The sequence below is a fragment of the Streptomyces sp. NPDC054842 genome (assembly GCF_053611025.1).
In genome coordinates this window covers 174,090-185,182 of the sequence record NZ_JBSGZN010000012.1, presented here as the reverse complement: position 1 = coordinate 185,182, position 11,093 = coordinate 174,090, and the positions used below count along the sequence as shown (strand labels likewise).

Annotated in this window: 11 protein-coding genes; 2 read left to right on the top strand and 9 right to left on the bottom strand. The window is 74.4% G+C overall.

The window, feature by feature from the left end; translation table 11 throughout:
- Positions 1 to 55: 55 nt before the first annotated feature.
- The gene (locus ACWGIS_RS12535; protein ID WP_453362367.1) at positions 56 to 1,150 is read right to left on the bottom strand and encodes a bifunctional succinyldiaminopimelate transaminase/glutamate-prephenate aminotransferase; all 1,095 of its coding nucleotides are present in this window, start codon (positions 1,148 to 1,150) and stop codon (positions 56 to 58) included.
- Between the two features lie 142 nt (positions 1,151 to 1,292).
- Positions 1,293 to 1,613, bottom strand: coding sequence for a ferredoxin (gene fdxA, locus ACWGIS_RS12530; protein WP_019058397.1), 321 nt, complete (start codon positions 1,611 to 1,613; stop codon positions 1,293 to 1,295).
- A gap of 140 nt (positions 1,614 to 1,753) precedes the next feature.
- Between fdxA and ACWGIS_RS12525 the strand changes: the two genes are divergently transcribed.
- Positions 1,754 to 2,794 carry a GNAT family N-acetyltransferase gene (locus ACWGIS_RS12525; RefSeq protein WP_453362366.1) on the top strand — a complete coding sequence of 347 codons (1,041 nt, stop codon included), beginning with the start codon at positions 1,754 to 1,756 and terminating at the stop codon, positions 2,792 to 2,794.
- Positions 2,795 to 2,811: 17 nt separating this feature from the next.
- Positions 2,812 to 3,663, top strand: a complete 852-nt coding sequence (locus tag ACWGIS_RS12520) for a transglutaminase family protein (protein ID WP_453362365.1) — start codon at positions 2,812 to 2,814, stop codon at positions 3,661 to 3,663.
- 25 nt (positions 3,664 to 3,688) lie between these two features.
- On the opposite strand, the gene ACWGIS_RS12515 is transcribed toward ACWGIS_RS12520, so the two are convergent.
- The 7 genes from ACWGIS_RS12515 to mshB form a co-directional block, all read right to left on the bottom strand.
- Complete coding sequence (locus ACWGIS_RS12515) at positions 3,689 to 4,303, bottom strand: response regulator (RefSeq protein ID WP_453362364.1); 615 nt, start codon at positions 4,301 to 4,303, stop codon at positions 3,689 to 3,691.
- Positions 4,300 to 5,496, bottom strand: coding sequence for a sensor histidine kinase (locus tag ACWGIS_RS12510; RefSeq protein WP_453362363.1), 1,197 nt, complete (start codon positions 5,494 to 5,496; stop codon positions 4,300 to 4,302). Before ACWGIS_RS12510 ends, ACWGIS_RS12515 begins: the two co-directional genes overlap by 4 nt.
- Positions 5,493 to 6,233 carry an ABC transporter permease gene (locus ACWGIS_RS12505; RefSeq protein ID WP_453362362.1) on the bottom strand — a complete coding sequence of 247 codons (741 nt, stop codon included), beginning with the start codon at positions 6,231 to 6,233 and terminating at the stop codon, positions 5,493 to 5,495. The genes ACWGIS_RS12510 and ACWGIS_RS12505 overlap by 4 nt, the downstream gene beginning before the upstream one ends.
- Positions 6,230 to 7,279, bottom strand: coding sequence for an ABC transporter ATP-binding protein (locus ACWGIS_RS12500; protein WP_453362361.1), 1,050 nt, complete (start codon positions 7,277 to 7,279; stop codon positions 6,230 to 6,232). Before ACWGIS_RS12500 ends, ACWGIS_RS12505 begins: the two co-directional genes overlap by 4 nt.
- Positions 7,280 to 7,458: 179 nt before the next feature.
- Positions 7,459 to 9,579, bottom strand: coding sequence for a hypothetical protein (locus tag ACWGIS_RS12495; RefSeq protein WP_453362360.1), 2,121 nt, complete (start codon positions 9,577 to 9,579; stop codon positions 7,459 to 7,461).
- A gap of 159 nt (positions 9,580 to 9,738) precedes the next feature.
- A complete protein-coding gene (locus ACWGIS_RS12490; protein WP_453362359.1) occupies positions 9,739 to 10,158 on the bottom strand; it encodes a DUF6113 family protein in 420 nt (139 codons plus the stop codon).
- A complete protein-coding gene (gene mshB / locus ACWGIS_RS12485) occupies positions 10,155 to 11,063 on the bottom strand; it encodes an N-acetyl-1-D-myo-inositol-2-amino-2-deoxy-alpha-D-glucopyranoside deacetylase (protein ID WP_453362358.1) in 909 nt (302 codons plus the stop codon). Before mshB ends, ACWGIS_RS12490 begins: the two co-directional genes overlap by 4 nt.
- Between the last annotated feature and the right edge of the window lie 30 nt (positions 11,064 to 11,093).

Genomic DNA, 11,093 nt, shown 5'->3' with positions numbered 1-11,093 from the left:
GGGGCCCGGGGAACTCCCCGGGCCCCGTCGCCGTGTGTGCGGCGTGTACCGGCGCTCAGGCCAGGCGGCCCACCGCCGCCGCGATCCGCTCGTCCGACGCGGTCAGGGCCACCCGTACGAACGTGTCGCCCGCGGGGCCGTAGAAGTCGCCGGGGGCCACCAGGATGCCGAGGCCGGCGAGGTGGGCGACGGTGTCCCAGCAGGACTCGTCCCGCGTGGCCCACAGGTACAGGCTCGCCTCGCTGTGCTCGATGCGGAAACCGTGCCCGAGGAGGGCGGCGCGCAGGGCCGTGCGCCGGGCCGCGTAGCGTTCGCGCTGCTCACGGACGTGGGTGTCGTCGCCGAGCGCGGCGACCACCGCCGCCTGGGTCGGCGCGGACGTCATCATGCCGCCGTGCTTGCGGATCTGGAGCAGCGGGCCGAGGACGCCGGGGTCACCGGCGAGGAACGCGGCGCGGTAGCCCGCCAGGTTCGACCGCTTGGAGAGCGAGTGGACGGCCACGATCCCCTCGTACGAGCCGCCGCACACGTCCGGGTGCAGCACCGAGACCGGGTCGGCCTCCCAGCCCAGTTCGAGGTAGCACTCGTCGGAGAAGACCAGGACATCGTGCTCCCGGGCCCAGGCGACGATGCGGGTGAGCTCGTCCTTGGCGAGGACGCGGCCGGTCGGGTTCGACGGCGAGTTGAGCCACAGGAGCTTCAGGTCCGTGGGGTCCAGCTCGGTCGGGTCGTCGTAGACGACGTGGTCCGCGCGGGCCAGCCGGGCGCCGACCTCGTACGTCGGATAGGCCAGGCGCGGGTAGGCGACCTTGTCCCCGGGGCCGAGGCCCAGCTGGGTCGGCAGCCAGGCCACGAGCTCCTTGGAACCGACGACGGGAAGCACGTGGCGGTGCGTGACGTCCCGCGCGCCCAGCCGCCGCTCCACCCAGCCCGTGATCGCGTCGCGCAGCTCGGGGGTGCCCCACACCGTGGGGTACCCCGGCGAGTCCGCCGCGGCGACCAGAGCCTTCTGGATCAGCTCGGGCACCGGGTCGACCGGCGTGCCGACGGACAGGTCGACGAGGCCGTCCGGATGAGCGGCGGCCGTCGCCTTGTAGGGCTCCAGCTTGTCCCAGGGAAACGTGGGAAGCCGGTCGGAGACTGCGGACACGGGCTCGGGCTCACTTTCTCGTACGGACGGCCCGGGCCGGCGGGCCGCCCTCACGGCGGGTGCGGACGGACCGCGCGCCAAACACCTCGGTCCCGCACGGCAGCGAGGCCGTACGGGACCGGGGCGGCGCGATCCGGGCCGCTTACTGGTTCTGCGGCGGAAGCGCTGCGACGAAGGGGTGGTCGCGCTCGATCAGTCCCAGCTTGCTGGCACCACCGGGCGAGCCGAGCTCGTCGAAGAACTCGACGTTCGCCTTGTAGTAGTCCTTCCACTCTTCCGGAGTGTCGTCCTCGTAGAAGATCGCCTCGACCGGGCACACCGGCTCACAGGCTCCGCAGTCGACGCATTCGTCCGGGTGGATGTACAAGGACCGGGAGCCCTCGTAGATGCAGTCGACCGGGCACTCCTCGATGCACGCCTTGTCCTTGACGTCGACACAAGGCTGCGCGATGACGTAGGTCACGCTGTCGTTCCTCCTCGATAGGGCGCTGGCGGGCCTCCTCAGGCTCCGCCGCCTGGCGCGCGGGAGCGCGGCGTCGTCGATGCCCGCCCCTAGTATCTCCGTTCCTGGGCATGATCCGAACAGGAGGGGTGAACTGACCTGTGGAAATCTCCGCGGCCGGCCGCCTTGAGGTCCGCATCACCGCTGCTGACGTGGGCAAACGCGTCTCCGTGCGACGCTTGAACGAGGACGGAGACACGGAAGAGAAGTTCACCGACACGGTCGGTGTTCTCACATCATGGGACGACGGTGTGCTGCTGATCACACGACGCACCGGCGAAAGCGTCCGCATTCCGGAATCCGCGCTGGTCGCGGGCAAGGTCGTGCCGTCCGCTCCGGCGCGGCGGCGGGGCCCCGCGGCCTCGTACGGGGAGCTGGCGCGGATCGCCGCCAGGGCCTGGCAGCCGGTCGAGCGCGAGCCGCTCGGCGAGTGGGAGCTGCGCGCCGCCGCCGGGTTCACCCGGCGCGCCAACTCCGTCCTGACGCTCGGCGATCCGGGCCGCCCGCTGGACGGGGCGCTGGCCGCCGTCCGCGACTGGTACGCCGTCCGCGGGCTGCCCGCCTACGTCCAGACGGCGACCGGGGCCGAGGGCACCCAGGAGCTGCTGTGCGCCGAGCTGGAGGCGCGCGGCTGGGCGCGTGAGGTGACGGCCGAGGTGTGGACCGGGGCGCTCGCGCCGGTCGGGGACCGGGAGGCCCCCGGGGTGCTGCTGTCCCGGGACGCGGACGAGGCGTGGCTGAGCCGCTACCGGCGCAAGGGGCTGAGCGACGTGGCGCTGCGCGTGCTGGGCAGTGGTCCGTCCGTGTGGTTCGCGACGGTGCCCGGAGAGCCGGGTGAGCCGCCGGCCGCCATCGGGCGGTGCGTGGTGGACGGGCGGTGGGCCGGTTTCGCAGCCGTCGAGGTCGACCCCGCGTACCGGCGGCGGGGGCTGGGGACGGCCGTGATGGCGGCGCTCGCCCGGCGCGCGCTGGACGAGGGCGCCTCGGCGGCCTGGCTCCAGGTGGAGGCCGCCAACGCGGACGCACGGGCGATGTACGCGGGGATGGGCTTCGCCGCGCACCACGCCTACCACTACCACCGGGCACCGGAGCCGGCGCGGGAACAGTCCGCGCCGCCCGACGGCCCTCGTCGGCGCGCCTGAGAGGACCGGAGACTGCCATGCGTCCCCCTCATCCCCCGGAGCCGGAGCGAGCCGCCGAGGTGCGGCGCCGGTTCGCCGACGAGGCCCGCTCCGAGCGGCCCGATCTCGCGCTGCTCTGCCTGCTCGTGGGCGCCGCCGCGGACGGCGCGCTGGACGAGGCCGGCCTGGACGCGGCGGAGATCGAGCTGGACCGGCTGGCGGGGCAGGTCCCGTTCCGGCCGGGCGGTCCCCGGTCCTGGGCCACCGCGCTCGCCGAACTCCTCGGCGCCCGCTGCGGCTTCCACGGCACGCCCGGCGACTACCAGCGGCTGGAGTCGTCGCTGCTGCACGAGGTGCTGAAGCGCCGGCGCGGGCTGCCCATCCTGCTGTCCGTGGTGTGGATGGAGGTCGCCCGGCGGGCAGGGGCACCGGTGTACGGGGTCGCGCTGCCCGGGCACTTCGTGGTGGGCTTCGGGCCGCCCGGGGACCAGGTGCTGGCCGATCCCTTCGACGGGGGGCGGGTGCTGACCGGGCCGGACGCCGAGCTGCTCGTCGCGGGGGCGACCGGAGCGCCGCTCGACCCGTCGATGCTCGCGCCCGCCGACCCGCTCGACGTCGTGCTGCGCGTCCTGAACAACGTCCGCGCCTGGGCGGCCGCCCGTCCCGAACGCTCCGACGTCGCCCTGTGGGCCGTCGAGCTGTCCCTGCTGCTGCCCTCGCACCCGGCGCGGCTGCGCTACGAGCGGGCGCAACTGCTCGTGCAGCGCGGCGAGTTCCTGTCGGGCGCCGCCGAACTGGACGCGTACGCGGATGTGGTGGCCGCGGTGGACGAGCCGACCGCCGACCGGGTACGGCAACAGGCGCTCGCCGCGCGGGCGATGCTCAACTGACGGGAGAGCCGCACCGCCGTCCCGTCTAGAGCCAGCCCTTCTCCCGTGCCGTCCTGACCGCCTCCGCGCGGTTGCGGACCGCGAGCTTCTGTATCGCCGTGGAGAGGTAGTTGCGGACCGTGCCCTGGGACAGGTGCAGGGCCGCGGCGAGTTCGGCGTTCGTGGAGCCGTCGGCCGCCGCTCGCAGCACCTCGCGTTCGCGGGCGGTCAGCGGATTGGCGCCCTCGGCGAGCGCGGCGGCCGCCAGCGTGGGGTCGATGACGCGTTCCCCGGCGAGCACCTTCCGTACCGCTTCCGCGAGTTGGGCGGCCGGGGCGTCCTTCACCAGGAACGCGTCGGCGCCGGCCTCCATGGCACTGCGCAGATAGCCGGGCCGGCCGAAGGTGGTGAGGACGACCAGCCGGAGGTCCGGGAACTCCGCGTGCAGGAGGGCCGCCGCCTCGATGCCGGTGAGGCCGGGCATCTCGATGTCGAGGAGAGCCACGTCCACTTCGTGCGCCCGGACCGCGGCGAGGACCTCGTCGCCGCGCGCCACCTGGGCGACGACCTCGATGTCCGGTTCGAGGCCGAGGAGGGCGGCCAGGGCCTCGCGGACCATCGACTGGTCCTCGGCGAGCAGGACCTTGATCGTACGGCTCATGTGCCGGATCCTACGGCGTCGTCCGCCGCCGTCAGGGAGTGGCCGGCCGGTCCCGCCGGGGCGGTCGCGGGCACCCGGGCGACCAGCCGGAAACCGTGCCGCGCGCGGCCGGCTTCGAGTGTGCCGCCCGCCTTCTCCAGCCGCTCCGCCAGTCCGGACAGGCCGTTCCCGCGGCCCTTGCCCGCGCCGCCCGAACCGTCGTCCTCCACGGCCAGTTCGAGGACGGGGCCGGTCAGGGTCTCGCGGCGGGCGAGGGTCACCGAGCAGCGGCGCGCCCCGCTGTGCCGTACGACGTTGGTGACGGCCTCGCGCAGCGTCCAGGCGAGCGCCGACTCGCTCTCCTCGGCCACCTCGCCGAGGCCGGGCTCGGCCGGCAGGTCGGCGACGACCCCGGCGGCGGTCAACGCGACCCGTGCCCCGGCCAGTTCGCCGGACAGCCGGGGCCGCCGGTAGCCGGTGACCGCCTCGCGGACGTCGACGAGGGCCTGGCGGCTGACGCTCTCGATGTCCGCGACCTGCTGGGCCGCCTCCTCGGGCCGGCCGGGCAGCATCCGTCCGGCCAGCTCGCTCTTGAGCGTGATCAGGGAGAGCGAGTGGCCGAGCAGGTCGTGCAGGTCGCGGGCGAGCCGCAGCCGCTCCTCGTTCGCCGCGAGCTGGGCGACGGTGGCCCGGGCCTCGCGCAACGCGATGGTGGTGCGTAGGAGTTCCCGCACCCCCGTCATGGCGAAGCCGCCGAGGAACGCCGGGATGAGCAGGCCCGCCAGGTACTCCCTGCCGTCGGGGACGACGAGGGCGAGCACCGCCATCAGCGCGGACACGGCCGGGACCGTCAGGCGGGCCGTCCGCAGCGGCAGCGCGGCGCCGGACGCGATCGAGACGTACACGAACAGGACCAGCCACTCCCGGCCCAGGGTGAGGGCGAGGACGGAGGACTCCGCCGCCAGCACCGCCAGGGAGGCGAGGACCATCCGCTCGCCCTCGCCGCGGCCGGTGCGGAAGACCAGGGCCCAGTACCAGGCCACGAAGACCACCAGGCCGGACCAGCCGAGCACGGTGACGCCGGTGCTGTGGCCGCCGTGCAGCAGGTCGGTGACGGGCGCGCTCAGGTAGACGAGCCAGATGCCCGTCCACACGGACTTGACCAGCTTCTGCCTGCGGTTGTCGGGGCGTTGCCCGATGCCGACGCCGCTCACGCCTTCAGGGTGTCCTTCCGGTACAGCCATGCCGCCGCGCCCGTGAACAGGATGAAGGACACGGCCAGGACGGCGACGTCCGCGGCGGCCGGGGCCTCGCCCAGTTCGATGGCCTGACCGAGGGCAGCGTACGCGTGCGTGGGCAGCCAGTCGGCGATGTCCTGGAGCCAGTCCGGGAAGGTGGTGGCGGGCATCCACAGGCCGCCGAGCACCGAGAGCCCGAAGTAGACGATCATCGTGATCGGGCGGACCGCGTCACCGCTCGCCAGATAGCCGATGGCCACGCCGAGCGCGGCGAAGACGAGGCTGCCGGCCCAGATGGCGGCGGTGAGCGCGAGCCACTGCCAGGGGTCGAGGCGGACGTCCTTCACGGCGGCCGCCACGACGAAGACGATCACGATGGACGGCAGGGCGACGACGGCGGCACTCGCCGTCTTCGCCAGCACGTAGCCGCGGCCGGGCAGCGCGGTGAGCCGCAACTGCCGTACCCAGCCGCTTTCCCGCTCCTTGGCTATGCGTTCGCTGTTGCCCATCAGGACGGCGGTCAGGGCGCCGAAGGAGGCCATGGACACCATGAAGAAGGTCGGCAGGGTGAGCCCGGTGCCCTCGACCGAGGTGGTGGCGTCCTGGCCGCCCGCGATGAGCAGGAACAGCCCCGAGGGGTAGATCACCGAGAAGAAGAGGAACTTGCGGTTGCGCAGGGCGCGGAGGATCTCCAGCTTGATCAGGCTGTTCACTTCGGCAGCGCTCCCTCGGCGGCGGCGGCGGTGGCGGTGGTGGTGGTGACGGCGGCCGTGGTGGCCGTGTCCGTGCCGTACTCGGCGGCGGTGACCGTCCCGTCGGTCCCGTCGGTCCCGTCGGTCCCCCGGGCCGCCTCCTCAGCCGCGGTGATGGCGACGAACGCCTGCTCCAGGCCGAGCCCGGCCACCTCCAGGCCGCGCGGGTACACGCCGAGCCCGTACAGCGCGTGCACGGTCGCGTCCGCGTCGGTGGACCGGATGCGCACGGTGTGGCCCGAGACGTCGAGCGAGGTCAGGAAGGGCAGCGCCCGCAGCGCGGCCTCGTCCACCGGTTCGCGCAGGTCGAAGGAGATCCGGCGGGCGCCCGCCCGCGCCTTGATGTCGGCGGCGGTGCCGTCGGCGAGCAGGCGTCCCCGGTGCAGCACGAGCACCCGGTCCGCGATCGCGTCGGCCTCCTCCAGGTAGTGGGTGGCGAAGAGGACCGTGCGGCCCTGGTCGGCCTGCTCGCGCATGGTGGCCCAGAAGGCGCGGCGGGCGGTGACGTCCATGCCGGTCGTGGGCTCGTCGAGCACGATCAGGTCGCTCGCGCCCGCGGTGGCGAGGGCGAAGCGGACGCGCTGCCGCTGGCCGCCGGAGAGCTTGTCCACCCTGCGGCCCGCGATCCGTTCGACGCCCGCGCGGGCCATGACGTCGCCGGCCCGGTACGGCCTCGGGTGCAGCGCGCAGGCGAGGCGGACCAGTTCGCCGACGGTCACCTCGTCCATCAGCCCGCCGCTCTGCAGCATGGCGCCCACCCGGCCGGCGACGACGGCCTCGCGCGGGCCGGTCCCGAAGAGCCGTACCGTCCCGCTGTCGGCGTTCCTGAGGCCGAGCAGCAGGTCCAGGGTGGTGGACTTGCCCGCGCCGTTCGGGCCCAGCAGCGCCACCGTCTCACCGGGGTGCAGGGCGAGCGTCAGGCCGTCCACAGCCCGCACTCCCCCGTAGCTCTTGCTCACCCGGTCGAAGGCGACCACCGGGGAGGTGGCCGTCGAAGTCGTCGTCATGGGGCCATCGTGGCCGCCGCGCCCGCCGCCCCGGCAGTGCGCGGTGTCCCCGGTCGCGCATGACGGATGTCATGGCCGGCGCGGTGACGGAGGGCCGGACGGCGACGCGGAAGGGGTGCCCGGCCGTCGGCCGGACACCCCTTCTCACCGGCGCGGAACCGCGCCGTACGCTCCCCGGGTCAGCTCGGGTCCGTGTCAATCACGGCGATCCGGTCCGCCGCGTTCTTGGACATCAGCGCCGGACGCAGCGCGCCGATCACGTCCTCGACGGTGACCGCGGTCTTCTTGCCGGTGCCCCGGGTGACGAGGACGCCGTCGAAGGTGTTGCCGTAGAGCTTGGTCAGCTCCGCACGGTCGTAGAAGTCGACGAGCTTGCCGTCCTGGGCCTTCACCCGCAGGAAACGCCACAGGGAGTTCTGCGGGCTGAACGAGACCGTGTGGGCCGCGTCCGTCCGCACCGTGACGATCCCGGACATCGCCGGCTCCGCGAACTTCTTCATCATCCGGTTGACCTCGGCGTCCGAGACCGTCGGCTGCCTGGTGGTGGTCGGCACCTTCACCGGGGTGCTCGCACCGGACTCCACCTGGCCGCGGTAGGCGTCCCGGACGGCCTGGGCCGACGCCGCGACGTCGATGCCCTTGCCCGCCTTGCCGTACACGGCGACGGCCTTGCCGGGCTGGAACTTGATCGTGCCGTCGCCGGCCGAGCCGGAGCCGCCCGCCGCGCGTTCCAGCGCCGCCCGGAGCTTCTCCTCGTCCACGGGCATCACGGGTTCCACGACGCGCTGCTGCCCGAACAGGGAGCCGATCACGGACACCGGGTTGTAGTCGCTGCGCGCGGCGGCGCTGGCCGTGGCCTTGGCGTCGAGCTGGAGGCCCGACTGGTCCGGCCTGAGGGCCACCGTGTCGCCGTCGACCGACAGCCGCAGCGGCTTGTTCGTCCGGTCCCCGAGGGCGTCGTCGAGCTTCTTGACGGCCTCGTCGCGGGTGCCGCCGCCGATGTCGACGCCGAGCACGGTGGTGCCCTTGGGCACGTCCGAGTGGTTCATCAGCAGCCCGGCGCCGTACGCGGCGCCGCCGAGGAAGACCACGCCGACGGCGAGGAGCACCAGCTTGCTGCGCCCCTTCTTCTTGGCGGGCTTGGTCGAGGCGGCCGGCTTCGGGGCCGGTTCGGGCAGCTTCGGGGGCGTGTGCGGCAGCGGCCCCTCGGGGTGGCCGCCCTGTCCGAACGGCGAGTTCTGGCCGCCGGGGACGACGGGGATGCCGCTGGTGACGGTGTGCCCGGAGACGTTGTCGTTGGCGCCGTAGCCGTGGCCGCCCGGTTCGGGGGCGGGCCGCTGCGGGGTGAGGATCGCCGTGTCGTCGCTGAGACCGCCGCCGGGACCCGCGCCGGGACCGCCGGGGACACCCGGACCACCGGGGCCGGCGGGCGGCACCATCGGGCCGTCGCCGGTGACCGGGCCGCCGGTCGGGCCGGCGGGTCCGCGCCGTCCGTCCGGGACGCCCTGGCCGTTGTCGGCGAAGTAGGGCAGGTCGTCGCGGCGGGACTCGCCGCCGGACTGCGGGCCGGTGAGGGCCGCGGAGACGTCGAAGGAACCGGTGCCACCACCGTGGCCGGGGGCGACGGGACCGGCGCCGGTGGCACCCGGCAGACCCGCGCCGTTCGTGCCGCCGGGGCGGGCGCCGCCCTGGCCGCCCATCGGTCCGGGGACGCCCCCTCCGGGGGGAGTCCCGGGTCCGCCGGAACGCGCGCCCGGGCCCTGCGGGCCCGAGGACATGCCGGGGGACGCGGCCGGACCGGCGGGGGCGCCGGGTCCCGCGGGCGCCGAACCGGCGGGCAGCGCCGCTCCGTTGGCGGGGCCACCGCCCGATCCGCCCTTGGGGGCGGCGGACTTGCGCGGCGCGAACCAGTCGCTCGTCTTCTCGTCCGCCGACGCGGGCTCACCGGGGCCCTCCGAGGCGGGCGCGGGCGGGCCCGAGGCGATCGCGGGCACCCGCACGGAACCCGTCGTCTCGGGGTCGTTGTCCGCGCCGTCGGCACTCTCGGCGGAGGCGTCGGCGTCGGCCATCGGCGTGCGCACCACGACCGGCGGGATGGGCCGCGATCCGGGGATGTTGATCCGGATCCGGGTCGTCAGTGTGGTCTCGGTCTTGCGTTCCTCCGGCTGCGCGGCCGCACGGCCCGCGCCGGTGCCGTCCTCGGAGGCCGTGGGGGTCCCGTACGGCGGCGTCCCCGACGGGTACGCGGCTCCGCCGCGCCCGTTGGGCCCGGAGGACGAACTGTCAGTTTCACGACTCAAGGCAGGTTCTCCCGGTTGGCTCCGCCGCCCGTTTACTCGACCTCATCTCGGGCAGCTCGGCGGCGCGCACCACCATACTGGCCGTCTCACCGCCCGGACGGCGCCCGCCGGGGAAACCCCCACGGGACCCGCACCTGTCCGATACGGCGAAGTGGTACGTCATTTCCCAAGTCGGACGGCGGGACCGTCCGGTTGCCGCCCGAGACCGAGGGTGGCGCACATCACAGCGACCGCCATCCCGCCGAGCAGGAAGAGGTAGGAGCCGACCCCCGCGCCGAAGAGGAAGTCCCCTTCGGGACGGCTGGCGGTGAGCAGCACCACGGCGACCGTCCAGCCGACGGCCGGTGCGACGGCCCCGGCGCGGGTGCCGAGGGCGCGCGCACCGCCCAGGAAGAGTCCGGCCGCGCCCGCCAGGGACAGCAGCAATCCCCCCGGGAACCAGGCCGCTTGCACCAGCGAACCGGCCGCCCCGACCAGGGCGCCCAGCACGAGGAGCCCGAGGCCCGCCGCCATGCGTCCGGCCGGGAGCCGCTGCAACGGCTGGGCCAGCGCGCTGCCCTGCCTGCCCGTCGTACTCATCGGTTCTCCGTCTCCCGCCGGCCGGTCCCTGCGTCCGCGAGGCCCGCGAACAGGTCGGTCTCCGGCGTCCCGCCGGGTTCCCCGCGCACCAACTCGTAGTACTCGGTGGTGAAAAGGGGCTGAGCCAGCTCGTTCGAGAGGACGAACCAGGGCTCGGTGACCTCGATCTGGGTGGCGTGCGCCCGCATCGCGGCGGCCTTGGCGGCGGCGAACGCGGTGCCGTCGATCTCCGTGGTGACCACCGCGTCGTCGACCACGCCCGGCACGTCGCCGGTCTCGGCCGCCTTGGCGTACGGCAGGTCCGGCAGGGCGGCGCGCAGGCGGGCGAACGCCTCCTCGGCCACCGAGCGCGGTACGCGGTTCCAGTACACCTTCGCGATGTGCCAGGGTTCGCCGAGGCCGGGGCGGAACGCGGCCTGCCCGGCCAGTTCGGCGGCGCGGGTGGCGACCCGGTGGGTCTGGATGTGGTCCGGGTGCCCGTAGCCGCCGTCGGGGTCGTAGGTGACAAGCACCTGCGGGCGCACCTCGCGGATCACCTCGACCAGGCGGGCGGCGGCCTCGTCGACGTCGGCCCGCCAGAAGCAGTCCGGTTCGTCGTTCTCGGGGCCGCCCATCATCCCGGAGTCCCGGTACCGGCCGTCGCCGCCGAGCCGCCGGAAGTCCTCGACGCCGAGCGCGGCCATCGCCGTACGCAGTTCCCCCAGGCGGTGTTCGCCGAGGGCGCCGCCGCTCAGGTGCGCCAGCTCCGGCGGGATGACCTCGCCCCGCTCGCCGAGGGTGCAGGTCACCAGCCTCACTTGGGCGCCCTCGGCCGCGTACCGCGCCATGGTCGCGCCGTTGTTGATCGACTCGTCGTCCGGGTGCGCGTGCACCAGGAGCAGACGCCGGTCGGGCAGTTCCGTCATGGGCTCCACCCTACGAGGCGTCCGCCGCCG